Annotated in this window: 22 protein-coding genes; 10 read left to right on the top strand and 12 right to left on the bottom strand. The window is 66.1% G+C overall.

Annotated elements, in window-relative coordinates; translation table 11 throughout:
• The first annotated feature begins 34 nt into the window (after nucleotides 1-34).
• The gene (locus QMG28_RS20090) at nucleotides 35-472 is read left to right on the top strand and encodes a MarR family winged helix-turn-helix transcriptional regulator (protein ID WP_281844009.1); all 438 of its coding nucleotides are present in this window, start codon (nucleotides 35-37) and stop codon (nucleotides 470-472) included.
• Between the two features lie 57 nt (nucleotides 473-529).
• Here the strand turns inward: QMG28_RS20090 and QMG28_RS20085 are convergent, their stop codons facing one another.
• The 4 genes from QMG28_RS20085 to QMG28_RS20070 form a co-directional block, all read right to left on the bottom strand.
• Complete coding sequence (locus QMG28_RS20085; protein WP_281844008.1) at nucleotides 530-2,572, bottom strand: tripartite tricarboxylate transporter permease; 2,043 nt, start codon at nucleotides 2,570-2,572, stop codon at nucleotides 530-532.
• A 130-nt stretch (nucleotides 2,573-2,702) separates the two neighbouring features.
• The gene (locus QMG28_RS20080) at nucleotides 2,703-3,542 is read right to left on the bottom strand and encodes a universal stress protein (protein ID WP_281844007.1); all 840 of its coding nucleotides are present in this window, start codon (nucleotides 3,540-3,542) and stop codon (nucleotides 2,703-2,705) included.
• Nucleotides 3,543-3,622: 80 nt separating this feature from the next.
• Nucleotides 3,623-4,645: a Bug family tripartite tricarboxylate transporter substrate binding protein gene (locus QMG28_RS20075; RefSeq protein WP_281844006.1), complete on the bottom strand. Its 1,023-nt coding sequence runs from the start codon at nucleotides 4,643-4,645 to the stop codon at nucleotides 3,623-3,625.
• Nucleotides 4,646-4,710: 65 nt separating this feature from the next.
• Nucleotides 4,711-5,700, bottom strand: a complete 990-nt coding sequence (locus tag QMG28_RS20070; RefSeq protein ID WP_281844005.1) for a hypothetical protein — start codon at nucleotides 5,698-5,700, stop codon at nucleotides 4,711-4,713.
• Nucleotides 5,701-5,866: 166 nt separating this feature from the next.
• Between QMG28_RS20070 and QMG28_RS20065 the strand changes: the two genes are divergently transcribed.
• Complete coding sequence (locus QMG28_RS20065) at nucleotides 5,867-6,811, top strand: LysR family transcriptional regulator (protein WP_281844004.1); 945 nt, start codon at nucleotides 5,867-5,869, stop codon at nucleotides 6,809-6,811.
• Between the two features lie 70 nt (nucleotides 6,812-6,881).
• Here the strand turns inward: QMG28_RS20065 and QMG28_RS20060 are convergent, their stop codons facing one another.
• Complete coding sequence (locus QMG28_RS20060) at nucleotides 6,882-7,775, bottom strand: helix-turn-helix domain-containing protein (RefSeq protein WP_281844003.1); 894 nt, start codon at nucleotides 7,773-7,775, stop codon at nucleotides 6,882-6,884.
• Nucleotides 7,776-7,911: 136 nt separating this feature from the next.
• Here QMG28_RS20060 and QMG28_RS20055 point away from each other — a divergent pair, with 136 nt between their 5' ends.
• The 8 genes from QMG28_RS20055 to QMG28_RS20020 are packed head-to-tail and all read left to right on the top strand — an operon-like array spanning nucleotide 7,912 to nucleotide 17,465.
• Nucleotides 7,912-9,360, top strand: a complete 1,449-nt coding sequence (locus QMG28_RS20055; protein ID WP_281844002.1) for an aldehyde dehydrogenase family protein — start codon at nucleotides 7,912-7,914, stop codon at nucleotides 9,358-9,360.
• Between the two features lie 35 nt (nucleotides 9,361-9,395).
• Nucleotides 9,396-10,598, top strand: coding sequence for an amino acid ABC transporter substrate-binding protein (locus QMG28_RS20050; RefSeq protein ID WP_281844001.1), 1,203 nt, complete (start codon nucleotides 9,396-9,398; stop codon nucleotides 10,596-10,598).
• A gap of 54 nt (nucleotides 10,599-10,652) precedes the next feature.
• Complete coding sequence (locus QMG28_RS20045) at nucleotides 10,653-11,519, top strand: branched-chain amino acid ABC transporter permease (protein ID WP_281844000.1); 867 nt, start codon at nucleotides 10,653-10,655, stop codon at nucleotides 11,517-11,519.
• Nucleotides 11,516-12,448 (top strand): branched-chain amino acid ABC transporter permease, encoded by a 933-nt coding sequence (locus tag QMG28_RS20040; protein WP_281843999.1) that lies wholly within the window; start codon nucleotides 11,516-11,518, stop codon nucleotides 12,446-12,448. The genes QMG28_RS20045 and QMG28_RS20040 overlap by 4 nt, the downstream gene beginning before the upstream one ends.
• The gene (locus tag QMG28_RS20035) at nucleotides 12,445-13,182 is read left to right on the top strand and encodes an ABC transporter ATP-binding protein (RefSeq protein ID WP_281843998.1); all 738 of its coding nucleotides are present in this window, start codon (nucleotides 12,445-12,447) and stop codon (nucleotides 13,180-13,182) included. The genes QMG28_RS20040 and QMG28_RS20035 overlap by 4 nt, the downstream gene beginning before the upstream one ends.
• The gene (locus QMG28_RS20030) at nucleotides 13,175-14,398 is read left to right on the top strand and encodes an ABC transporter ATP-binding protein (RefSeq protein WP_281843997.1); all 1,224 of its coding nucleotides are present in this window, start codon (nucleotides 13,175-13,177) and stop codon (nucleotides 14,396-14,398) included. The genes QMG28_RS20035 and QMG28_RS20030 overlap by 8 nt, the downstream gene beginning before the upstream one ends.
• Nucleotides 14,399-14,413: 15 nt before the next feature.
• Nucleotides 14,414-15,889, top strand: coding sequence for an aldehyde dehydrogenase family protein (locus QMG28_RS20025; protein WP_281843996.1), 1,476 nt, complete (start codon nucleotides 14,414-14,416; stop codon nucleotides 15,887-15,889).
• A gap of 13 nt (nucleotides 15,890-15,902) precedes the next feature.
• Nucleotides 15,903-17,465, top strand: coding sequence for a flotillin family protein (locus QMG28_RS20020; protein WP_281843995.1), 1,563 nt, complete (start codon nucleotides 15,903-15,905; stop codon nucleotides 17,463-17,465).
• 293 nt (nucleotides 17,466-17,758) lie between these two features.
• On the opposite strand, the gene QMG28_RS20015 is transcribed toward QMG28_RS20020, so the two are convergent.
• From QMG28_RS20015 to dmpG, 7 genes are all read right to left on the bottom strand, one after another.
• Nucleotides 17,759-18,793 carry an ABC transporter substrate-binding protein gene (locus tag QMG28_RS20015; RefSeq protein ID WP_281843994.1) on the bottom strand — a complete coding sequence of 345 codons (1,035 nt, stop codon included), beginning with the start codon at nucleotides 18,791-18,793 and terminating at the stop codon, nucleotides 17,759-17,761.
• 50 nt (nucleotides 18,794-18,843) lie between these two features.
• On the bottom strand, nucleotides 18,844-19,605 hold the full coding sequence (locus tag QMG28_RS20010; RefSeq protein WP_281843993.1) for an ABC transporter permease: 762 nt from the start codon (nucleotides 19,603-19,605) through the stop codon (nucleotides 18,844-18,846).
• Nucleotides 19,602-20,402 carry an ABC transporter ATP-binding protein gene (locus tag QMG28_RS20005; protein WP_281843992.1) on the bottom strand — a complete coding sequence of 267 codons (801 nt, stop codon included), beginning with the start codon at nucleotides 20,400-20,402 and terminating at the stop codon, nucleotides 19,602-19,604. The genes QMG28_RS20010 and QMG28_RS20005 overlap by 4 nt, the downstream gene beginning before the upstream one ends.
• 149 nt (nucleotides 20,403-20,551) lie before the next feature.
• The gene (locus QMG28_RS20000) at nucleotides 20,552-21,376 is read right to left on the bottom strand and encodes an alpha/beta fold hydrolase (RefSeq protein WP_281843991.1); all 825 of its coding nucleotides are present in this window, start codon (nucleotides 21,374-21,376) and stop codon (nucleotides 20,552-20,554) included.
• Nucleotides 21,377-21,418: 42 nt separating this feature from the next.
• Nucleotides 21,419-21,643 carry a 2-hydroxymuconate tautomerase gene (thmT, locus tag QMG28_RS19995; RefSeq protein ID WP_281843990.1) on the bottom strand — a complete coding sequence of 75 codons (225 nt, stop codon included), beginning with the start codon at nucleotides 21,641-21,643 and terminating at the stop codon, nucleotides 21,419-21,421.
• Between the two features lie 10 nt (nucleotides 21,644-21,653).
• Nucleotides 21,654-22,418 carry a 2-keto-4-pentenoate hydratase gene (locus QMG28_RS19990; protein ID WP_281843989.1) on the bottom strand — a complete coding sequence of 255 codons (765 nt, stop codon included), beginning with the start codon at nucleotides 22,416-22,418 and terminating at the stop codon, nucleotides 21,654-21,656.
• Complete coding sequence (gene dmpG / locus QMG28_RS19985) at nucleotides 22,415-23,449, bottom strand: 4-hydroxy-2-oxovalerate aldolase (RefSeq protein WP_281843988.1); 1,035 nt, start codon at nucleotides 23,447-23,449, stop codon at nucleotides 22,415-22,417. The genes QMG28_RS19990 and dmpG overlap by 4 nt, the downstream gene beginning before the upstream one ends.
• Nucleotides 23,450-23,526 lie beyond the last annotated feature (77 nt).

Raw genomic sequence — 23,526 nt, 5'->3', positions numbered from 1 at the left:
ATGAAACGGCCAGACAGTTTACGAGGAGGGCCGGATGTCACACGACCCGGAAGTCGATCGCGTTGCGCATCTGCTCAAACAAGCCAGCAAGGCGACAGCGCGCGCGTTGCAGGACCGGCTCGCAGCCCGCGATGTGGCCTATGGGCACTGGACGATCCTGCGCGTGCTCTGGCAGGCGGAAGAGCTGAGCGTGACCGCGCTCAGCCAGCGCGCCGGGGTTGCAAAGCCCGCCACCGTCACCGCCGTTCAGGCGATGGAACAGCGCGGCTACGTCACCCGCACGAAGAAGCCGGGGGATCAGAAAACCGTTTATATCGGGCTGACCGGGCGCGGCCGCGCGCTTGAGGCGGAACTCGTGCCGCTTGCGCTGGAGGTCAATGAGATCGCCCTGCACGGCTTTCGGGAAACCCAGAAAACGGCTTTGCGCAAGATGTTGTCGAAGCTGCTCGACAATCTGGAACAATACGGCTGACCAGACGCAAAGAGGGGCGCATCGGCGCCCCTCCTGCTTGTCTCCGTCCGGCCCTCGTCAGATCGAGGGCAATACCTGAAGCGCCGGCACCAGCCTGCCCAGCAACGTGGCGGGCCAGGGGATGGTCAGGAAGACGTCGAACACCACGTAAATGAATAGCGTCGTGCCCAGCGCGATCGGCAGCACCAGCTTCCACGGTTCGCGGTTTTCCAGCCGCATATAGGCAACGATGAAGAAGAACACGGTCGGGATCAGCCCGATCAGCGCCATCGACGCCATGAAGACGAGCATCCAGCCGAAAAACACCCCGGCCCGCAGCACGATCTTGCCGACCGGAAGGCCGCGGTAATCCTCGACCAGATCGAGATGCACCTCCTTGCGCGCCTTCCCGCCGCCGACGCCGATGGCCGCCCCACGCCCGGGCCGGCGCAGGATCTGGTTGGTGAAGCTGACGACCAGAAAGGCCAGCGAGGCGAAACCGACGGAAAGCGGCGCCAGCCGCGCCTTGTCGGCAAACCCGGTGGCCTCGACCACCATCCAGCCGACCCCGGCGATCAGCAGCAGGGTGAACAGATCAGTCACATGCAGCACCGGCGCGTGGAACGGCAGGCCCTTTTCACCCGTCCGGCGGCGTTCGATGATCTCGCCAATGAAAGGACGCAGAACCATCACCACAGCCAGGAGCAAGAGCACGATAACGGCGGGGCGCAGCAGCCATTCCCAGGAATAGCGGGCGATGGAGATGAACAGGTAACGCTCGATGATCGCGCCGAGCACAAAGCCCAGGATCAGCGGCGGCCGCGGCCAGTGCAGGCTTTTCATCACCCAGCCGAGCACCCCGAAGGCGAGCAGGGCAAAAAGATCGCCCCAGTCGCGGTTGCCCTGAAACGCGCCCAGATAGACGATGCTCAGGATCATCGGCATGATCAGCGTGTAACGCAGGGTGGCGATCCTGGCCATCTGGCCGCTCAGGGCAAAGCAGATTCCGGCGCCGAGGATGTTGGCAATCGCCACGCTCCAGACCATCGAATAGGTTATTGCGAGATTGGTTGTCAGCATCGCCGGTCCGGGCTGGAGCCCGTGGATCAGGAAGGCGCCCAGCAGGATCGCCATGCTGGCGCTGCCGGGAACCCCGAAGGCGATGGTGGGCACCAGCGCGCCGCTCGTGCTGGCGTTGTTCGCGCTTTCCGGCGCGATCACGCCGCGCACGTCGCCGGTGCCGAAACTGTCGCGCGCGCCCTTCACGCTGCGCGCGGCGTAGCCATAGGCGAACCAGTCGATAACCGACGATCCGAGACCGGGCATGGCCCCGAGGGCCGCGCCGATGCCGCCGCAACGCAGGATCAGCCACCAGTTGCGCAAAGCGTCGCGCGCGCCCTGAAGCATGCCTTCACGCACTTCATGTTTGGTCTTGCTGGCGATGGCGACGCGGCGGATGGCGAGGTCGGCCAGCTCCGGCAGGGCGAACAGGCCCAGCGCGATCGGCAGCAGCGGCAGCCCGTCGTAGAGATAGACCGTGCCCATCGTCCAGCGCAGATCGCCGCCCTGCGGGTCGCTGCCGATCATCGACAGCATGATGCCGAAACCGGCGATGCCCAGCCCTCGCAACGGCGAACTGCCGGCGAGAACGGCGACCATCGAGATGCCGAAGATCGAGGCGGCGAGCAATTCCGGCGAGCCGATATAAAGCATGATCGGACGCAGCACCGGGATCGCCAGCGCCAGCAGAAAGGCCCCGAAAAGCCCGCCAATCACCGACGAGACATAGGCGGCGGAGAGCGCACGCCCGGCCTCGCCCTTGCGCGCCATCGCGTGGCCGTCGATGACCGTCGCCTGCGACGCCTGCGTGCCGGGCACGCCGAACAGCACCGCCGGGATCGTGTCCGAGGTCGCGGCGACGGCGGACAGGCCGAGCATGAAGGCGAAGGCGGCAATCGGGTCCATGCCGAAGGTGAAGGGCAGCAAAAGCGCCATCCCCGCGACCCCGCCAACACCGGGCAGGATGCCGAGCATCAGCCCAAGCATCACCCCGGCGGCCAGATAGATCAGACGTTCAAACTGGATCACCAGGAAAAATGCGTCGATGAGGCTTTCGACCATTGTCTTGCGAGCCCTTCTTCTGTCGCCCGGCCCAGTGCCGGGAGGGGTGAATTTCGTTATACTTTCCGACGCCGGCGCGAACCGCCGTTTGGCCCTGCCCTGTCCGCCAGACCGGCGGGCCGGGCCGCGTTCAATGCGCCATGAAGACCGGAATGCTCAGGCCGGCGAGGATATCATTCGTCGTGCCGCCCAGCAGATCCTCGCCGAACTTGGAATGCTCGTAGGCGCCCATGACCAGCAGATCGGCCCCGACCTCGTTGCAGACATCGAGGATCGTTGCGGCAATGGAGCCGCTCTCGTCGCGGCGCAGAAAGGTTGCCGGCGTGTCGTGGCGGGCCAGATGATCGCAGAGCTGCCCGCTCCAGAAATCCGCCGCCTCGTCGGGCGCGCCAACCCGGAGCACGAAGGCCGCGCCGATCGGGCCGAACATCTGCAACACTTCGCCGACGGCGCGCGCGGCGGCGCGCTTGCCGTCCCAGGCCAGCACCACACGGCGGCCGATGGCGCCGGTCGGCTTGCCCTTCGGCACGATCAGCACCGGCTTGCCGCTGCGCAGCGCGATCACGTCGGGATGGACCTGCCGCGCATCCGGGTCGTCTTCCGGATCGGCCGGGCTGATCACCGTCAGATCGAAATGCCGCGCGGCCTTGGTGATCGCGATATCCGTATCGCCGGTGATGTCGAGGCAGTGCAGCCGGTCGGGGGCGGCGCAGGCGCTGGTCGCCTCGCGAAACCTCTCCTCGACCGCCTTGCGCGCCTCGGTTTCCATGCGTTTGGCGATCTTGCGGAAATCCTCCTTGAGCGGTCGGCTCATGGGAAGATCGAAGACGCCGAGGGAGTCGAACGCCTCATAGGGGAAGCACCCGGTCACGTGGGCGCCCCGCTCTTCGGCAATGCTCAAAGCCTGGGCAAGCGCCCGGTTTGCGGAAGTGGTGCCGTTATAGGGAACCAGAATGTTCTTGAGGCCCATGTTCACTCCTCACCGGCGGATGCCGGAAGACCGGTTTCGGTCGCGGTAGCGGCCGGCGTAGGGCCGGCCGCCATCCTGCATCAGTTGGTTGCCTCGATCACCTTGGCGATGATCGCGGGATCGGTGGCGAAGACCGAGGCGACGATCTCCTGCAACGTCTCGCCGCTGGAGGGCGTGATTTCAAGACCGGCCTCCGTTGCCGCGGCCAGGAATTCCGGATCCGCCATCGTATCCATGAAAGCCTGACGCAACGCATCCACGCGGTCCTGCGGCACGCCCGGCGGGGCGATATAGGGCCGCCCCATCTCCTGCGGCGCCACGATGAAGTTCAGCATCGCCCGTTGCTCGTCGGTATCCGCAAGCTCGGCCACAAGCGGCACATCCGCAAGATCGGGATGGGGGGTGTTTGCGAATTGCAGCAGCAGGTTCACCTGCCCCTGTTCGATCATATCCCATTTGGTGGCCTTGATCGTCGACCAGGACCAGCCGCAACGGCCCATGACCTCGCCGCGCTCCATCGCCAGCGTAATGTCGTTGCCGCCGGGATATCCGTCGATGATCGTCATGTTGGTGCCGAGCGCGGCATTGGCGATATTGGCCTGTTTGTTGGGGTCCGACGCCGCGCCGGTGCCGCCGACCAGCAGCTCCTTGCTGCGCAGGTCGTCGATATTGGCGATCCCCGCATCGGCATTGGCGGCGCAAAGCGAATATTCGGTGTTCGCATTGCCGATATAGTTGAACTCGGCGGCGTTGAAGCTGGCCGCTTCATTCTCAAGCAGCGGCTCGAACGGCGCGGCGCGGGCAACCGTGCCGATGGCGGTGCCGTCTTTCGGCGCGGCCTCGTAGAGCCAGTTGGCCAGGCGCAGGCTGCCGGCCCCGGGCATGTTGGTGGGCACGATCGTCGGATTGCCCGGGATGTGCTTGCCCAGATGCGATGCAATCACGCGGGCATAGGTATCGTAACCTCCGCCGACGCTGTAGCCGATATACAGGCTAACGGTTTTGCCTGCGTAGAATTCCTCGACCGACTGCGCCTGCGCGCTGGCCGGAACGGCGACCGCGGCAACCACCGCGAGCGATTTTAAAACCTTGATAACTGACATTTTTATTCCTCCCTGATGTTTTGATATGCGGCCCTGAACGCGGGCCGGCGATTGCGGCCACTGGCCTAGATCACGAACGCCTCCAACGTTTCTTTCGCGAAGATTTCCTCCGGTTCCAACAGCCTTGGCGAGAGCCCCTGCTCGTGCGAGTAGCGCAGAAACGTCGCCACCGTGTCGCGGTTCGGGGCAAAGCCGTAGGGCCAGTAATCCTCGCCGAGCGCGGCCTGCGCCTCTTCGAAATGCGCCGCCGCCCAGGGCAGCATCGTCTTCAGCGCGGCGGTTTCCGAAAGGCTCTGCACGGTGATGTCCTTGGCCTCGTCAAAAGCCTTCAGAAGCGACTGGCAGATCCAGGGATCGGCCTCGTAGACCGCCCGGCGGATCGCCACGGTGTGCATGATCGGAAAGATGCCGGTGCGTTGGAAATAGGCTTTCTCAACGGCCGGAAAATCCTCGAACAGCCGCCGCACCTTGCCGTTCGGGCCGGTATAGGTGCTGGGTTTGCGCGCGGTGTAGAGTGCGTCGATCTCGCCATCGTAGAGCATCTGCGACAGCGTCTTGTCCGGCCCGATGGGCACGACCCTGATATCCTCCGGCAGATCCAGCTTGAGCTTCTCGACGCGATTGGGCTCTTCTTCGCCACCTGTGAAATAGGTCACCGAATTGACCGGAACCCCGAAATCGTCGCTCAGGATGCCGCGGATCCAGACCGGCGCGGTCATCTGGTATTCGGGGCAGCCAACCTTCTTGCCGGCCAGATCCTCAGGCTTCTCGATGCCGCTCTCGGCATTCACGTAGATCGAGCTGTGACGGAAGAAGCGCGACGGGAACACCGGGATTGCGATGAACGGGCGTTCCGGCTTGTGGAGCGATACGACATAGGATGAGAGCGACAGCTCCGACACGTCGAATTCCTGGTGCCTGAGCATCCGGAAGAAGGTCTCCTCGACCGGCATGTTCAGAAAGTTCAGGTCAATCCCCTGCGGCTGCACGCGACCATCGAGAATCGGAAACATCCGGTCATAGTCCCAGCAACCGAATGTGATGGTCTTGCGCATGGTCTGGCCGCCTCCCGAACGTTCATCTTCCCGCACGGTTCAATCCGTGCCTCCCGATCCTGCGCACCGTGCAGCAGTGTAGACATCCAGTCCAACATAGAATATATACTTCTGACCAAAGATTTTTGTTGATCAGAGCGGATCGAGCGGAGGAGGCTGATCGGCGGTGAACCTCAAACAGTTGAAATACTTTGTTAAAACCGCCGAAACCGGCAATCTCAGCCATGCCGCGCATGCGCTGAATATCGCGCAGACTGCACTTGGGCTACAGATCAAAAACCTCGAAGACGAACTCGGCGTGCCCTTGATCAACCGGCATTCCCGGGGGGTGAGCCTGACCGAAGCGGGGGAAATCTTTGCCGGCCGCGCCCGCGAGATTCTGACGATGCTGGATGACACGGTCAGCGATCTGCGCGATCTCGGCAGCGGGCGCCGCCCGCTGATCAGCCTGGGGATGACCCCCAGCGTCATGGAGCTGCTCGGGCCACGGGTCTTCGAGCTGGCCGAGGAAATCTCCGATGTCGCTTCGGTCAAATTCGTCGAAGGTCTGTCGTTCAAGCTCGTCTCCGCGCTGGAGAACCACGAGATCGACTGTGCATTCGCCTTCAACATCGAAGACAATCCGCAGGCGGATCGGTATGCCCTGCTGGAAGAAACCCTGTTCTTCGTCTCAGCGCCCGATCCGGACCTCAACTGGCAGCCGATTGCCTTTGAAGATGCGCTGGTGCCGAACCTCGCCCTGCTCAGCCGCCGCGATATCATCTGGCAGATCGTCCATAACACCGCCGATTACCTGTCGCGCGAGGTGACGGTGGCGTTCGAGGTGCAGTCGCAATCGGCGGTGAAGAAGCTGGTGGAACAGGGCGCCGCGACCAGCATCATACCCTATGGGGCAATGGTCGAGGAGGCGACAAACAATCTGATCTGCGCGCGCCCCATCGCCAATGCGCGCGCGGTGCGCACGCTCTATTTCACCATGTCGCGCAGCGCCCGAAAAACAATCCCGCCCGCCTTCATGAAGGTCTTCGTGCCCGCGCTGCTGAAGGAATACAGCCAGCGGCTGGGCGCCTACGCCCATCCGCTGCGCCACCGGCTGCATGAACTCCGATGAGGGCTGCGCGCCCAACCCGCTCCGGCCACTGCCGTAGCGGTGATGCCAGCCGTCCCGCCCATAATGCCGTTCAGGGCCAGTCGGAGAACCGCGCGGCCTGTGTGGCGGGGGCTTCCTGGCTGCTGGCGATGCGGCTGCGGAATGCGCCCGGCGTTTCCTGCGCGATCGCCTTGAAGAAGTGGTTGAACTGGCTCGCGGAACTGAACCCCAGCATCGCCGAAATCCGCTCGGCGCTCAGGGTGGTGCGCCGGAGCAGAATCTCGGCCTCGTGAAAGCAGCGCTCGCGGATCAGCTGCGCGGGCGGTTTGCCGACCGAGCGGACGCACAGATCGTGGAGCCGGTCGTAGGACATGCCGAGTGCTGCGGCATACTGCCTTGCCTTCCAGCGCGCCCGGAAATGCGCCTCCACCAGATTGCGAAACCGATTGATCTCGCGGCGTCCCTGGCCAACGGTCGTCCGCGCTCCGGCGCCCTCCCGCTCCCGGCCGCGCCACAGCGCCACGAGCAGCAGGCGGATATAGGCCGAAACGGAAATTTCGGTGCCGAAAGCCGCGCGTGCCGCTTCCGCCTCGATCCGCTCGAACAAGGTTTCGAGATCGGTCGTGCGCGGATCGGACCGGCCAAGGGTGACCACCATGTGCCGGCGTGCGAATTGCCGCAGATCCGCCGCCTCCGCCACCACGCCGATCGCGTCGTCGAGCATCCGGTCGGACAGGAACAGGTAATGCCCGGCGCTGCCCGCGTCGATCCTGAGGCGGGTATCTTCATCGAGCGGGCCCCATTGCAGGGCCGGGCCGGTCAGCTCGAACTCGCCGGCCTGGGTCTGGGCGACGGCGTGACCGCTTTCGAGGAAGAAGGCAAACCACCGGCTGCGGGCAAACGCCGCCTGCGTGCCGATCATGCGCTCCTGCAGGGCACAATCGACCCGCGCGGCGCGAAACTGGGGCGTGACGGAATCGGGCATGGGTCCACGGGTTTGTGATGGTAAAACCCATAGTTTGACAATTTATTCCCATGTTCCAGCATTATTTTTCCGCGAATCCTCGGTCATCCTTCTTCCAACGGCCCCTTGCGCGAACAGCCGGCCGGTCTGGGAGGACATGTACCAAGCGAAGCTTCATATCCGCGCGGCGGGTGTTGACGCACGCGATGGCGCGACTTTCGAGCGCGTCTCGCCCGTCGATGGCCAGCCGGTCACCACCGCTGCGGCGGCGGGTCCGCGCGATGCGCGCGATGCGGCCAATGCCGCCGCCGCCGCCTTCGCCGGCTGGCGCGACATGCCGGCGGAGCGGAAATGCGCAATCCTCGCCAGAGCGCGCGACGCTCTGGTCGCGCGCAGCGAAGAACTCGTGGAGGTCGCCGGCCGTGAGCTCGGCTCGACGCCCGACTGGATCCGCTTCAACATCGCCATCGCCGCCCAGGTGATCGACGAGGCGCTGAAGATCCCCGCCCAGGTCGAAAGCTGGGGCAAGACCAGCGAGAAGGACGGGATTACCTCGCACCAGATCCGCCAGCCGGTGGGGGTGGTGCTTGCCATCGCGCCGTGGAACGCGCCGGTCACGCTTGCCGTGCGCGCCATCATCTGGCCGCTCGCCTGCGGCAACACGGTGGTGTTCAAGGGCTCCGAGCTTTGCCCGAAGCTGCATTCGCTGATCGTCGACATTCTCTGCGAGGCCGGTCTGCCCGATGGCGCGGTGGCCTCGGTTCTCCATGCCCCCGAACAGGCCGAAGCCGTGGTCGAGGCGCTGGCCGCGCATCACGCCGTGCGCCGGATCAACTTCACCGGTTCCACCCGGATTGGCCGGCGCATCGCCGGGATCGCCGCGCGCCACCTCAAGCCCTGCCTGATGGAATTGTCGGGCAAGGCCGCGCTGGTCGTGCTGGAAGATGCCGATCTGCCCGCCGCCGCCCGCGCCGCCGCATATGGCGCCTATTTCAATCAGGGCCAGATCTGCATGACCACCGAACGGATCGTCGTGGTCGAGGCGGTGGCCGACGCTTTCGTCGCCGAGATGGAGGCCGAATGCGCCGCCCTGCTCACCCGCAAGGGGCGCCACAAGGTCGGCGATCTGATCAATGCCGAGGCCGCCCGCCGGGTGGGCCGGCTGATCGAGGATGCGCTGTCGCGCCAGGCGGTGCTCAAGATCGGCGGCGAGGTTTCGGGCGCCAGCGTGCAGCCGACGCTGCTCGACCGGGTGACCTCGGAGATGAAGATCTACAGCGAGGAAAGCTTCGGCCCGGTCGCCGCGATCATCCGCGCGCGCGACGAGGACGAGGCGGTCACCATCGTCAACGACACCGAATATGGCCTCGTCTCGTCGATCTACAGCGCCGATACCGACCGCGCCCGCAGGCTGGCGGCACGGATCGAAACCGGCGTCTGCCATATCAACGGCCCGACCGTGTTCGACGACCCGGCAATGCCGTTCGGCGGCATGAAAGCCTCGGGCTATGGCCGGTTCGGCGGCGAGGCGGTCATCAACGAATTCACCGAACTCAGGTGGATAACGATCCAGGAACCGAGGGGAGATTTCCCGTTCTGGACGTAACGAGTTCACAAAGAACCAAGTCAGGGAGGAGACACATGAAACGCAGAACTTTTTTCCGGGCCAGCACCGCGCTAGCGGCGATGACCCTTGCCGGCGCCGCCTTTGCCGCCGATCCGATCGTCGTGGGGGCGGTTGCGCCCAAGACCGGCCCGCTGGCCGGCGGCGCGGCGGTGACGCACTGGCCCAATATCCAGCTCTGGGTGAGCGAGGTGAACGCGCGCGGCGGGCTGAATGTGGGCGGCGAGCAGCGGATGCTCGAAGTCATCGAATACGATGACCAGACCAACCCGGCCGAGACGATCAAGGCGGTCACGCGGCTCGCGCAGCAGGACAATGCCGATATCATCCTGTCGCCCTATTCGACCGGGCTCAGCCTGGCCGCGGCGCCGATCTTCGACCGGCTCGGCATTCCGCAGATCACCTCGTCGGCGGCGACCGACCAGATTGACGAGCTTGCGGGCCAGTTCCCGAACCTGTTCTTCCTGCTCGGGCGCAGCGCCGAGATCGCGGGCGGCGCGGTCGAGGCGATGGCCAAGATGCGCGACGCCGGCGAGATCGGCAACCGCGTGGCGCTGGTGAACGTGGCCGACGCCTTTGGCATCGAGCTGGTCAGCGCGGGCAAGCCGGCGCTGGAAGCCGCCGGGTTTGAGATCGTCTATGAGACGTCCTATCCGCTCGGCACCCAGGACCTTTCGCCGATCATGAAGGCCGCCAAGGATGCCGAACCCGACGCCTTCGTCGCCTTCTCCTATCCCGGCGACACGTTCGGGCTGACCGAGCAGGCGATGATCGAGGGGCTCGATGTGGGTGTGTTCTACACCGGCGTCGGCACCGCCTTCCCGTCCTTCGCCGGGCGCTTCGGCGCGGCGGCCGAGGGGATCATGGGGATCGGCGGCGTGAATGCATCGTCGGAGACCTTCCTCGACTATGCCGCCCGGCTCGAAGCCGAGACCGGCTCGCAGCCCGATTACTGGGCGTCCGGGCAGATGTATGCCTCGCTCCAGATCCTCGAGGCCGCGATCGAGGCGACCGGCACGCTCGATATGGCGGAGGTGACCCAATACATCAAAGACAATTCCTTCGAGACGGTGATGGGCACCATCACCTTCGACGACCAGAACAGCTCCACCGGCTACTGGACCGCGGGCCAGTGGCAGGACGGCGTGTTCAAGGGGGTTGCGTCTTTCGGCGGGCTCGACGGCGTTGTCGAACCCTTCGTGAAGGCCGGCTGGGAATGATCTGACCGGCGGGCCCGGCATCTGCGGGCCCGCCTACCACCTCTCGGGGGATACATGGACATCATCATCACCGGCCTGTTCCTGGGCGGCACCTATGCGCTGATCGCCATGGGGCTGAACCTGCAATACGGCGTCGCCCGGATCATGAACCTCGCCAATGGCGAAATGCTCGTGGTCGGCGCCTTCACCGCCTTCGCGCTCTATTCCGGCGCGGCGGTCAGCCCGTTTCTGACCATCTTCATCGTCGCGCCGGTGGCCTATCTGCTGAACTGGCTGATCTACCGCATCATGCTGCGCCCGCTGGTGACGCGGGCGAAATCGCGCGGGATGCTGGAGCAGGATGCGATCCTGACCACCTTCGGGCTGTCCTTCGTGATGGTCGGGCTGATGATCTGGGTCTTCGGCGGCGACTATTTCAGCTATTCCTATCTCGCCCGGCCGGTCGTGCTGTTTGGCGACAATTACGGGCTCAACCGGCTCTCGGCCTTCATCGGTGCCGTGATCCTCTGCACAGCGCTCTATATCTGGCTCAACCACTCGCGCGCCGGGATGGCGATCCGTGCCGTCGCGGTCTCGCCCAAAAGCGCGCGGCTGGTGGGGATCGACGTGCCGAAGCTCTCGGCGCGCGCCTTCGCGCTTGGCGGCGCGGTGACGGCGGTGGGGGGCGCGGTGATCTCGACCTTCCTCACGCTCGATGCCTCGACCGGCGTGCTTTTCACCATGAAGGCGCTGATCATCGTGATCATGGGCGGTGTCGGCGACGTGCGCGGCACCATCGTCGCCGCCCTCGTTCTGGGCGTGGGCGAAACGCTGGTGGCCTCGCTGATCGACCCGGGCCTGACCCTCGCCACCGCCTATGCCCTGTTCATCCTCATCCTGCTGTTCCGCCCGCAGGGCCTGTTCGGGAGAAAGAGCGCATGAGGCGCAAGGACTGGCAGACGCTCGGATTTGCGGCCCTCCTGCTGCTCGTCGCGGCCCTCCTGCCGCTGACCGGCGACGGATACCTGATCTCGCTCGGCGTGAGCATTGCGATGTATACCGTGCTGGCGACCAGCTGGGCGCTGTTCTCGGGGCCGACCCATTACATCTCGCTGGCCACGGCGGCCTTCTTCGGCGTCGGCTCCTATGTCACCGGGTCGTGGATCGAAATCATCCCCTATTGGGCGCTTTTGCCGATTGCGGCCGTTGCGGGTGGCGTGCTGGCCGCGCTCGTCGGCCTCGCCACGCTCAGGCTTTCGGGGGTCTATTTCGTGATCTTCTCGCTCGGGCTGGCCGAGATGATCCGCCAGGTGGTGACCTGGTATCAGAACCAGACCGGCCACAAGGGCACCTATGTGCTCACCGACATGACCGATTCCGGCATCTACTGGCAGTTGCTCGGGCTGGCCGGCCTCGTCTACCTCGCCGGCTGGGCGATCGGGCGCTCGCGGCTGGGCTTCGCGCTGCGCATCATCGGCGAGGACGAGGACGTGGCGCGCCATGTCGGGATCAACACAGCACTCTCCAAGGTCGCGCTGTTCGTCGTCTCGGGGGCGGTCGCGGCGGTGGTCGGGGCGATCATCGCGCCGCGCTACGTCTATATCGAGCCTGCCATCGCCTTCGCGCCGATGCTGTCGTTCCAGGTGGTGATCATGGCGCTGCTCGGCGGCACCGGGCGCTTGTGGGGGCCGCTTGTGGGCGTGGTGCCGTTCACGCTGCTGTGGGAGGTCATCTCGGCCTCCTTCCCGAACCAGACGACGCTGCTGCTCGGGCTGAGCTTTCTGGTCATCGTCTATCTGCTGCCGGGCGGCTTCGTCGGGCTCTATGACAGGCTGCGCGCACGGCGGGCGCTGCGGGGGGTGCCGGCATGAGGACCGCCACCAATGTCATATCGCTGCGCGGCGCGACCAAGCAGTTCGGCGGCCTCGTGGCCGTCGACAACATGGATTTCGACGTCACCGAACACGAGGTCAAAGGGCTGATCGGCCCGAACGGTTCGGGCAAGTCGACCACGCTGAACCTGATCTCGGGCGCGCTCACCCCCAGCGATGGCGAGATCGTGCTGCGCGGCACGCCGATCACCGGCCTGCCGGCGAAGGACATCGCCCGCCTCGGTGTGTCGCGCACCTTCCAGCTCGTGCGGCTCCTGCCGTCGATGACCGTGCTCGAAAACGTCATGGCCGGCGCGGTGTTCGGCCACCGGCGGCGCTGGGGGCGTGCAGCCGAACAGCACGCGATGGCGATCCTCGAAAAGGTCGGCATGGCGCGCCAGGCCAGGGCGCATTTCAGCCAGCTCACCTATATCGACACCAAGCGCGTCGAACTGGCCCGCGCGCTGGCGGGCGAACCGGAAGTGCTGCTGCTGGATGAGTGGCTCGCGGGCCTCAACCCGACCGAGTTGCAGGCCGGGATCGAGCTGATCCACGCCCTGCGCGACGAGGGCCGCACCATCATCCTCGTCGAGCACGTGATGGATGCGATCCGCTCGCTCTGCGACAGCTGCGTGGTGATGTCGTCGGGCAAGAAGATCGCCGAAGGCACGCCGGAGGAGGTCTTGTCCGACCCCGACGTGGTGCGCGCCTATCTGGGGGACGAGGATGCTTGAGGTCAAACGCCTTTCGGCGGCCTACGGCCAGCATATCGCGCTTGAGGACGTGTCGCTCAGGGTCGGGCGTGGCGAGATCGTCGTGATCCTCGGCGCCAACGGCGCGGGCAAGTCGACTCTGCTGAAGGCGATCAGCGGCATCTGCGAGGGCAAGGTGTCGGGCTCGGTGCGGATGAACGGCCACGAGGTGGTGGGTGAGCGCGCCGACCGGATCGTCGAGGAAGGCGTGGCGCTGGTGCCGGAGGGGCGCGGGATATTCGCCGATCTGACGGTCGAGGAAAACCTGCTGCTCGGCGCCTATCCGGGCCGCGCGCGCGACGAGGAGCGCGCCAATCTCGGCCGGGTCTACCGGCTGTTTCCCAAGCTCGAGGAACGGCGCGGGCAGGTGGCGCGGACGATGTCGGGCGGCGAGCAGCAGATGGTCGCCATCGGCCGCGCGATGATGTCGAACCCGGCGATCCTCACGCTCGACGAACCCTCGCTCGGCCTGTCGCCTTTGCTGTCGAAGGAGCTGTTTCAGAGCCTGAAAGCGGTGCGCGCGACCGGGATCGGGATTTTGCTCGTCGAGCAGAACGCCCGCGCCTCGCTCGCCATCGCGGATCGCGGCTATCTGCTCGAAAACGCCCATATCATTCATGAAGACACGGCAGCCAACCTGATGCGCGACCCGGCGGTGCAGAAAGCCTATCTGGGCGGTGCGGGTGCCTCGGCAGCCGGGCCGCGCCGGGCAGGGGTAGCGGCTCCGGCTGCGCCCATGCCGTCGGCGCCGCGCCCGGCGGCTGGCCCGTCGCCCTCCGACATCGCCGCGGCGGCGATCTCCTCCGTGCCCGGCTCGCGCCCTGCGCCGACACCGCCGCCTGCGCCCAAGGTTTCGCCACCACCGCCGCCGCCACCCGCACCGCCGCCCGTGCAAACGGCCCCGCCGCCCCGCAACGGCAGCGCCACGGCAAAGCCCGGCGCGCATGGCATCGAGATCGACGCGCTGGTGGCGCGGGCGCGGGATATGTCGTCGGGCCGCAGCGCCATGCCCGCCGGGCCGCGCCCCGCGCCGGCCCAGCCCCGCCCCGCACCAGCCCCGCAACGCCCCGCGATGCCCGACCTCTCATCGCATGGCGACCGCCTGAAGGAAGTCCTCGCCGAAATCGAGGAGGCGGCGGCGCGCGCGCGCAGCCGCAGCACACGCAGCCCCGGCCCGCCAAACCGGGATATCGACTGACGAAAGGAGACGATCATGCTGGATACCGCCACGTCTGCCCCGACGATCCGGGGCATGTATATCGACGGAAACTGGGTGCCCGCCGCGCGCACCTTCGACGACCTCAACCCGTCCGACAATTCGCTCTACGCCCGCATCCCCGATGGCTCGCCCGAGGATGTGCGCCGCGCCATCGACGCGGCAAGGGCCGCGTTTCCGGCCTGGGCGGGCCTCGCCTTCCATGAACGCGCGCATTACCTGCTGAAGATTGCCGAGGTCTGGGACCGGCGGCAGAGCGATTTCATCGCCGCGGCGATGGCGGAAGGCGGCGGCTGGTTCGGCAAGGGCGCGTTCGAGGCGGGCTACGTCGCCGAAGTGTTCCGCTCCGCCTCGGCGCTGTGCTACCAGAATACCGGCGAGGTGCTGCCCTCCGAGCACCACAAGTTCATGATGGCGCTGCGCGTGCCGCTCGGCGTGGTCAGCGTGATCTCTCCCTGGAACATGCCCGGCATCCTCACCTCGCGCGGGTTCGCCGCCGCGCTGGCGGCGGGCAACACGGTGGTGCTCAAACCGTCCGAAGACACGCCCTATGCCGGCGGGCTCTACTTTGCCGAGATCCTCGAAGAGGCTGGCATTCCGAAAGGGGTGTTCAACGTCGTCACCTGCTCGCGCGAGAGCGTCGGCGCGGTGGGCGACGAGCTGATCGAGAACCCGGTCGTGAAGGCCGTCTCCTTCACCGGCTCCACCGCCGTGGGCCGCCATATCGCCGCCAAATGCGGGGCGCATCTGAAGAAAGCCTGCGTCGAGCTTGGCGGCAAGGACAGCATGATCATCCTCGAGGATGCCGATCTGGACCATGCCGCGAAGGCCGCCAATTTCGGCTCGTTCATGCATCAGGGCCAGGTCTGCATGTCGACCGAGAAGATCCTGGTGCAGGAGAGCGTCTACGATACCTTCATGAAGAAGTTCCTCGCCCGCGCCGCGAAGCTGAAAACCGGGCACACGCGCGACAAGGACAACATCCTTGGCCCGCTGGTGAATACCCGCCAGGCGCAGCGCGTGAAGGCGCTGATCGACGACGCGCTGGCGAAGGGCGCGACCGCCGAGATCGGCGGCAAGGCGTGGGACAATTTCGTCGAGCCGACGGTGCTCACCAACGTCAATTCCACCATGGATATCTGGCACGATGAAACCTTCGGCCCGGTGGTGATCGTGGTGCCCTTCCGCACCGAGGAAGAGGCGATCGCGCTCAACAACGATACCGAATACGGCCTGACCGCGGCGATCATGAGCCGCGACGAGGCGCGCGCGCTGCGCATTGCCGAACAGGTCGAAACCGGCATTTGCCACGTCAATTGCCAGAACATCAACGACGAGCCCCACGTGCCCTTCGGCGGCGTGAAGGCCTCCGGCGTCGGCCGCTATGGCGGGCGCTGGTCGCTCGACGCCTTCACCGAGCTGCGCTGGATCACGCTCGACCGCGGCGGGCGGCATTTCCCGCCGGCATTCTGAGGGAGGACACACCATGAGCGTTCTGGGCTGGATCATTCTTCTCATCGTTCTCGCGGCCATCGTGATCGCGCTGGCGGCGTGGTTTTACGAGCGCGCCACCAACGAGGTGAGCCTGGTCAAAACCGGTATCGGCGGGCGCAAGGTCATCATCGACGGCGGCACGCTGGCCATTCCCTATTTCCACGAGATCAGCCGGGTGAACATGCAGACCATCCGCATGGACGTGACCCGGCGCGGCGAGAGCGCGCTGATCACCAAGGACCGGATGCGCGTCGATGTGAGCGCCGAGTTCTACGCCTCGGTGGTGCCGAGCGCCGACGCGATTGCCCGCGCGGCGCAGACGCTGGGCCGGCGCACCTTTCAGCCCGACGAGCTCAAGGCGCTGATCGACGGCATGATGGTGGATGCGCTGCGCGCGGTCGCCGCGCAGATGACGATGGACCAGCTTCACGAAGACCGCGCCGAGTTCGTCCGCGAGGTGCGCGACGCGCTGCATGGCACGATCGAGCGCTACGGGCTGCAACTGGACTCGGTCTCGCTCACCGAGCTCGACCAGACGCCGTTTTCCGCGCTCGACGACAACAACGCCTTCAATGCGGTCGGGATGCGCAAGCTGGCCGAGGTGATCTCGAAATCGAAGAAGGAACGCGCGCAGATCGAGGGCGACAGCGAGGTCGAGGTGCGCCGCACCGCGATGGAAGCGAGCCGGCGCAAGCTGGAGATCGACCTTGAGGAGCGCCGCGCCGAGATTGCGCAGGCGCAGGAAGTCGAAAGCCTGATGGCGGCGCAACTGGCGGAAGTGGCCCGCCGCAAGGCCGATGCCGAGCGCGAGGCGGCGCATGCGCGCATCCGCATGGAGCAGGAAATCCAGTCGGCCGATATCGCCCGGGAACTGGCGGTGCGCGAGGCCGAGATTGCGCAAGCCCGCGCGCTCCAGATCGCCGAGCAGGACCGCCAGATCCAGATCTCGGCAAAGAGCCAGGAGGAAAGCCGCGCCCGGGCCGAGGCCGACACCGCCCGCGCCGAGGCGGTGAAAGCCGAAGAAGCGATCCAGACCGCGCGCCAGCTGGCCGAGGCCGAGCGGCGCAAGCAGGTGGCCCTGCTCGCCGCCCAGCAGGATGCCGAAACCGCCGCCACGCGTGCCCGGATCGCCGCCGAGAGTGAGAAGGCGACGGCGAAAGACCGCAAGGAGGCGAAGCGCGAGGAGGCCGAGGCGGTCAAGCTGCTCAAACTGGCCGAGGCCGAGGCCGAGCGCGCCCGGATCGAGGCCGAAAACGCCCGCTCCGACGCGCTGATGGCGATGGAGCTGGAGAAGATGCGGCTTCAGGCGATGCCGGGCATCGTCGCACAGATGGTCAAGCCCGCCGAGAAGATCGACAGGATCTCGATCAACCACATCTCCGGGCTGGGCGCGCGCGGCGGCGTCGAGCCGGGCGAGGCGAAGGCGGGCTCGCCGGTGTCGCAGATCGTCGACTCGATCCTCGATATGTCGGTGGCGCTGCCGGCGATGAACAAGCTGGGCGAGATCATCGGCGAGGGCGTCGGCCAGGACGCCGAAAAGGGCAAAGGCGCCTGAGCGCCACCGGCATGGCGCGGCGGGAAAAGCTGTGGTTCTGATCGACCTGCCTGAGAGCGGCGGGACGGACGGCGGCCGCTTGCTGAAGATGCCGCCCGCGCCGGGCCATGCCCCCCGGGCACATGCCGGATCATCTCAACCACGTGCCACTAAATGAAAATGGCGCTGAAAGGCTCAGAAGATGCCTTTCAGCGCCCGCTTTGCAGATTTCAAAGCGTGTCTTTGAGAGATGCGGGCGACGGCAGCCAATCCCCGGGGATCAGCGCCCGGCCGCCGCCGGCATCATTGCCCGGTCACCGCCCGGCATAAGCGGCGGCGATCACCGCCTCGACATGTTCGCCGGAAATCAGCGGCATGATATCGAGGTCGGCGGGCACCGTGTCGCTCGATGCGAGGATCTCGACCACAGTTTGCCACGACGACGGGGTCAACTCACCGGGGCGGTGGCCTTCCGGCGGGGTGATGAGGTTCATCGCCTCGGCAAACAGCGCCTCGGCAGCCACCTCGTTCTCACAGGCGCTTTCGATCGTCGAGCAGACCAGCTCGAAGGCTTCCGCCCTGTTTTCGATGGAGTAGTACTGCCCCTGGACCCAGGCCGAGGTGAGCGCCGTCGCGGCGGCCATGCCTTCGTCGGTCGCCAGCACCTGCTCGGTGGTCACCATGCAGGCCCCCGGCACGTTCGAGTATTTCGCCGGGGTGATGTCGACCCATTCGATCCCGGCAGCGGCGAGCGCAGCCACATCGGGGAAGCTGGAGCTGTAGGCCTGAACGGTGTCGTTCTGAAGCGCGACCAGCGATTGCGGCCCGGCAGACCCGATCGGCACCAGCCGGATCGTGTCGTTCACGACCAGACCCGCCTCGTCGATCGCCGCCGACACGAGCTTGCTCTCGCCGCCACCCGGCTCGGTGTAGCCCAGCGACTTGCCCTGCAGCTCGGCCATCGAACCGATGCCCGCATCGGCCTTGGCGACGATGCGATACACGTTCTTGACCTGGTTGCAGAACAGCACCCGGACATCGTCGCGTTTGGTGAAAGACACGACGGCATCGGCCGCGCCCATCAGGGCGAACTGGGAGTGCCCCGCAACGATCTGCTGCGACAGATAGCCAGACCCGTCGGCGACGGAGGTGCTGACATCAATCCCGGCATCCGCGAAGATCCCGTTTTCGCGCGCGACGATCATCGGCGTGAAGGCGATCCCCTCGGGAATGGGCAGCAGCACGTTCACCGGGGTGAGGTCCTGGGCGGCGCTCCCTCCCGTCGCCGCGATGTTCAATGCGACGGCACCCAGTGCCGCAGCGGTCATTCTCCAACCGAAAGGTTTCATGTTTTCCTCCTCTGATGTGTGGTTGTGAATTGGGTTGCAGGCGCGCGGCATCAGTCGCGCGCCCAGGTAATCAGACGTTTTTCCAGAAGTTCGATCAGCCCGTAGAGAACCAGGCCGATCACCGCCAGGAAGATGACGACGGCAAAGCCCATCGCCACTTCGAGCTGGAAGTTAAGCTCCTTGATGAGCACCCCGAGCCCTTCCGAGGCGCCGACAAATTCGCCGACGATCGCGCCGAGCAGGGCCAGCGTCAGCGCCGTCTTGATCCCGGCGAACGCCATTGCCGAGGCGCCCGGCAGCGTCAGCCGGAAGAAGGTTTGGGCCTTGCTGGCGCCGAGCGAGCGGAACAGGGTCTTGGCGTTTTCATCGACACCGGCGATCCCGGCGACCGTGTTGATCACGACCGGGAAGAAGCAGATGACCGCCGCCATGACGACCTTCGAGGTGATGCCAAAGCCGAACCATGTCAGGAAGATCGGGGCAAGCGCAACGCGGGGCGTGTTCTGGAACGCCACCACGAAGGGGTAGAAGGCGGTGCGGAAGGTGCGGAACGTGCCGGTCAGCGCGCCGATCACAAGGCCCAGCGCGGCGCCGATGATGAAGCCGAGCAAGGTTTCGAGAAGCGTGATCCGGGTCGCGTCCCAGAAATAGCCGCGGGTGACCAGCTCGCCGAAGGCGATGGTGATTTCGAGCGGCGACGGGAACGTCACCGGGTTCAGCGTGCCGGTGACGCTGAGGATCTGCCAGATCGCCACAAAGATCACGAAGACGCCGACGGGCAAGCCGATCCGGTACCAGAGGGATTGTGTCATTGGCTTTCCTCCATGCCCTGAGACAGCGCCGCGCGCACCTCGTTGCTGATCTGTTGAAACCGGTCGCTTCCGATCATCTCCGGCCGGCGCGGCCGTTCGAGATCGACGGTGATATCGCCAACCATGCGGCCGGGATTGGCGCCCAGCGCGATGATGCGATCCGACATCAGCACCGCTTCGCTGATGCTGTGGGTGACGAGAATCGTGGTCTTGCCGAACCGCTCGGACATATGGGCGACTTCGATGTTCAGATGTTCCCGCTTGAACTCGTCGAGCGCCGAGAAGGGTTCGTCCATCAGCATGACGCCCGGATCGAGCGCAAGGGCGCGGGCCAGCGCGACGCGCTGCTGCATGCCGCCGGACAGCTCCCAGGAATTCATCGTCGCGTAATCCGACAGGCCGACAAGCTCAAGCAGATCGGTCACGCGCTGCGCCGTGTCGGCGCCGCGGCGACGGGCAATGATGAACGGGAGTTCGATGTTCTTGCTGACGTTGAGCCAGGGCATCAGCACCGATTTCTGGAGCATGAAGCCGATATCGTCGCGCCCCTCGCGCGGCGGCTGGCCACCGACGGTGACGGTGCCGGTGTCGTAGCTGACGAGGCCGGCGATGATGTTCAGCAATGTCGACTTGCCGCAGCCGGACGGCCCGACGAAGGATACGAACTGGCCGGCTTCGATGTGAAGGTCGATATCGCGCAGAACCGGGAGCGCGCCGCTCGCCGTCATGTACGTTTTCGACACGCCGGTAAGGGTGATCGCCTCTCCCGTAACCGCTATACTGTCTTTCTGTGTCATTTGGTCTCCTCGCTTTCGCCGCCGGTCTCATACGGGCCGGCCCGCGGCCCGGGCCTGCGGCGACACGCGCAAGCCTCGATCGGGGTGAATGTTGCAACTCGCCGCCTCCCGGACGAGTTCGGTTCATCCGTGGTTTTCGATCCTTCAACTCATCGCAAAAACGCGCCGACAATCGCGTTGAAGCGCTCTGCCTTCTCGATCTGCGTCCAGTGACCGCACTTGCGAAACAGGTGCAGTTCCGCGTTCGCAAGCAGCTCGAACAGCCGCTTCGAAACGTCGACCGGGATCACCCGGTCATCCCGGCCATGAATGATCAAGGTCGGCGCCTGCACCCGCGCAATGTCTTCCTCGCGCGAGGCCAGCGCGCGCAGCGCCGCTTGCCGCGGTTCGGGAAACATGGCCGAAAACGCTTCCATCATGCCCGGCCGGATCGAGGCCAGATGGCGCAGCTCCGCCAGGTCGTCGTTCACCAGGCTCTGGTCCCATGCGAAGATCTTCATCAGATCGCGCATCGCCTCGCGCGAGGCGACATGGCCCCAGACCTTGTCGAGCTCGGCCGTGATCGGAAAGTCCAGCCCCACGGCGCCCATCAGAACGAGCCGGTCGACCCGTTCGGGGAAGCGGATCGCATAGGCAAGGGCAATCGCACCGCCGTAGGAATTGCCGACGATCGAGATGCGTTCGCCGCCCGCGAGCGCGTCGGCGAAGGCGGCGAAATGCTCAACCCACGCATCGCGCGAGAAGGCCATCTCCGCCGGCAGCTCGGTATAGCCGAACCCGGCCATATCCGGCGCGATGCAGCGCAGGCCATGATCGGCCACAGCTTGCAGGTTCAGCCGCCAGTTGGCCCAGGCCGATACACCGGGGCCGGAGCCGTGAATGAAGAATACGGGGCGGCCAGCGCCGATATCGTGATAATTGGTGTTCAGCCCGCCGGCGTTGATCTGGCGGCCGATCTCGGGGTTCTCAGCCATGTGCCCCTCCCTGTCTGATGCAACGGGTTCCGTCCTGGCGCGTCATGTCTCGTCCGCCGCCTTCCGGGCGGCCTCCGCCGCCTGCAGTTCGGGAAGCGAGACGCCGCCTATCGCCCAGTGCTCCACCGGAATTTCGCGGATGGCGATGCGGATGGCCTCGCGCGGGGCGGCAAGGGCACGCTCGACCGCGTCGGCCACCCCGGCCATGAGCATCCGCTTCTGTTCAAGGCTGCGGCCTTCGACGATTGTGATTTCCACGAGCGGCATCGGTGCCTCCTCAAACTACGGAAAATGCCAGGCGGCCAAGCCGCTGCATCTCGGCCTCGACCTGCATGCCGGGGGCGAGCGGAACGGCGGCAGTGGCCGCGCCGGCCAGCACGATATCGCCCGGCTCAAGCACATGGCCCGCACGCGCCGTCATCCGCGCCGCCGCGACGAGCGCGCGCATGGGATGGCCGAGGATCGCGGCGGAAGACCCGATCTCGCGCGCCACACCATCGACGGACAGAACGATACCGAGGTTCGAAACGTCGGTATCCGGCCGGGCCCACGGACCCAGGAAAAAGGCGGCGGACGAGGAATTGTCGGCGACGACATCGCCCAGCGAGAAGCGGAAGTTCTCATAGCGCGAGTCGATGATTTCCACCGCCGGCGCCAATGCCTCGACGGCCAGCGCCGCCTCGGCCATGCTCACCTCGCCGGTCAGCCGCCGCTTCAGGATGAAGGCGATCTCCGGCTCGGCACGGGGATGGATGAACTGCGCGCGGTCCAGCGCGCCGCCCTCCTCGCGCCGCATCGTGTCGGTCAGGCGCCCCCAGGTGACTTCATCGACGCCCACCTGCGCCATCTTGGCCCGGCTGGTCAGCCCCATCTTGACGCCGATCACCTGCTCGCCCCGCGCCTTGCGCAGCTCGATCCCCTGCGCCTGCACCGCGTAGCCGGTGGCCGCGTCGAACTGCTCGGCCTCGGGCATCTGGTGAGTGGCCGTGGCGGTCAGGATCGCCCGGTCGAGCCGGGCGGCGGTTGCGGCCAGAACGCTCATTGCGCGGCCCGCCCGCGCGCCACCAGATCGAGTGCGACATCGACGATCATGTCTTCCTGACCGCCGATCATTTTGCGCTTTCCAAGCTCGACGAGGATGTCGGCGGCGGGGATGCCGTAATCGGCGGCGGCTTTCTCGGCATGGCGCAGGAAGCTCGAATAGACCCCGGCATAGCCCAGCATCAGGCTCTCGCGGTCGACCCGCACGGGGCGGTCCATCAGCGGGCGCACCAGCTCGTCGGCGGCGGCGGAGAGCTGGGTGAAGTCGCAGCCCGTCGCCAGCCCGAGCCGGTCGAACACCGCGATCAGCGCCTCGATCGGCGCATTGCCCGCGCCCGCGCCGAGCCCGGCCAGCGAGCCGTCGACCCGCACCGCCCCGGCCCGCACCCCCGCCACCGCATTGGCGACGCCGTGATGCAGGTTCTCATGGGTATGGATGCCAACCTCGGTTTCGGGTTTCAGCCCGCCGCGCAGCGCCGTCACGCGCGCGGTGATGTCGTCGGGCAGCATCGCGCCCGAACTGTCGACCACATAGACGCATTCGGCGCCGTAGCTCTCCATCAGCTTCGCCTGGTCCAGCAGCGCCTCGGGCGGGGTCATATGCGCCATCATCAGAAAGCACGCCGTGTCATAGCCAAGATCGCGGGCCACGCGGATATGCTGGCGCGACACGTCGGCCTCGGTGCAATGGGTGGCGATGCGCACCGAACTGGCCCCGGCTTCGCGCGCCGCCTTCAGATCCTCGGCCAGCCCGATCCCCGGCACCAGCAGCACCGTGATCCGCGCCCGCGACACCGCCGCTGCCGCCGCCTCGATCCAGTCCAGATCCGAATGGCTGCCGAAGCCGTAGTTGAAGGACGAACCCGACAGCCCGTCGCCATGGGTCACCTCGATCGCATCCACGCCCGCCGCGTCCAGCGCGCCGGCAATCCGGGCAACATCGTCAAGGCTGGCCTGGTGACGCAGCGCATGCATCCCGTCGCGCAGCGACACGTCCTGAATGTAGAGCCGGGTCTTGTCGGTGATCGCCATGTCAGGCCGCCTTTCCGTCGCGGTGCGCCCGGGCCCAGCTTTCCGCCGTGGCCTTGGCCGCAGAAGTCATGATGTCG

The sequence above is a fragment of the Sinisalibacter aestuarii genome (assembly GCF_027923545.1).
GTDB lineage: Bacteria > Pseudomonadota > Alphaproteobacteria > Rhodobacterales > Rhodobacteraceae > Sinisalibacter > Sinisalibacter aestuarii.
Note: the sequence above shows the minus strand (reverse complement) of the source record. Positions and strands in the feature narration are given on the sequence as shown.

Bases quoted from the DNA above. Each gene is read 5' to 3' on its own strand.
- QMG28_RS20070 (WP_281844005.1), bottom strand. From the start codon at position 5,700: ATGCGCAAGACCATCACATTCGGTTGCTGGGACTATGACCGGATGTTT.
- QMG28_RS20090 (WP_281844009.1), top strand. From the start codon at position 35: ATGTCACACGACCCGGAAGTCGATCGCGTTGCGCATCTGCTCAAACAA.
- QMG28_RS20050 (WP_281844001.1), top strand. From the start codon at position 9,396: ATGAAACGCAGAACTTTTTTCCGGGCCAGCACCGCGCTAGCGGCGATG.
- QMG28_RS20060 (WP_281844003.1), bottom strand. From the start codon at position 7,775: ATGCCCGATTCCGTCACGCCCCAGTTTCGCGCCGCGCGGGTCGATTGT.
- QMG28_RS20040 (WP_281843999.1), top strand. From the start codon at position 11,516: ATGAGGCGCAAGGACTGGCAGACGCTCGGATTTGCGGCCCTCCTGCTG.
- QMG28_RS20000 (WP_281843991.1), bottom strand. From the start codon at position 21,376: ATGGCTGAGAACCCCGAGATCGGCCGCCAGATCAACGCCGGCGGGCTG.
- QMG28_RS20025 (WP_281843996.1), top strand. From the start codon at position 14,414: ATGCTGGATACCGCCACGTCTGCCCCGACGATCCGGGGCATGTATATC.
- QMG28_RS20080 (WP_281844007.1), bottom strand. From the start codon at position 3,542: ATGGGCCTCAAGAACATTCTGGTTCCCTATAACGGCACCACTTCCGCA.
- QMG28_RS20075 (WP_281844006.1), bottom strand. From the start codon at position 4,645: ATGTCAGTTATCAAGGTTTTAAAATCGCTCGCGGTGGTTGCCGCGGTC.
- dmpG (WP_281843988.1), bottom strand. From the start codon at position 23,449: ATGGCGATCACCGACAAGACCCGGCTCTACATTCAGGACGTGTCGCTG.
- QMG28_RS20020 (WP_281843995.1), top strand. From the start codon at position 15,903: ATGAGCGTTCTGGGCTGGATCATTCTTCTCATCGTTCTCGCGGCCATC.
- thmT (WP_281843990.1), bottom strand. From the start codon at position 21,643: ATGCCGCTCGTGGAAATCACAATCGTCGAAGGCCGCAGCCTTGAACAG.
- QMG28_RS19990 (WP_281843989.1), bottom strand. From the start codon at position 22,418: ATGAGCGTTCTGGCCGCAACCGCCGCCCGGCTCGACCGGGCGATCCTG.
- QMG28_RS20015 (WP_281843994.1), bottom strand. From the start codon at position 18,793: ATGAAACCTTTCGGTTGGAGAATGACCGCTGCGGCACTGGGTGCCGTC.
- QMG28_RS20010 (WP_281843993.1), bottom strand. From the start codon at position 19,605: ATGACACAATCCCTCTGGTACCGGATCGGCTTGCCCGTCGGCGTCTTC.
- QMG28_RS20030 (WP_281843997.1), top strand. From the start codon at position 13,175: ATGCTTGAGGTCAAACGCCTTTCGGCGGCCTACGGCCAGCATATCGCG.
- QMG28_RS20035 (WP_281843998.1), top strand. From the start codon at position 12,445: ATGAGGACCGCCACCAATGTCATATCGCTGCGCGGCGCGACCAAGCAG.
- QMG28_RS20005 (WP_281843992.1), bottom strand. From the start codon at position 20,402: ATGACACAGAAAGACAGTATAGCGGTTACGGGAGAGGCGATCACCCTT.
- QMG28_RS20085 (WP_281844008.1), bottom strand. From the start codon at position 2,572: ATGGTCGAAAGCCTCATCGACGCATTTTTCCTGGTGATCCAGTTTGAA.
- QMG28_RS20055 (WP_281844002.1), top strand. From the start codon at position 7,912: ATGTACCAAGCGAAGCTTCATATCCGCGCGGCGGGTGTTGACGCACGC.
- QMG28_RS20045 (WP_281844000.1), top strand. From the start codon at position 10,653: ATGGACATCATCATCACCGGCCTGTTCCTGGGCGGCACCTATGCGCTG.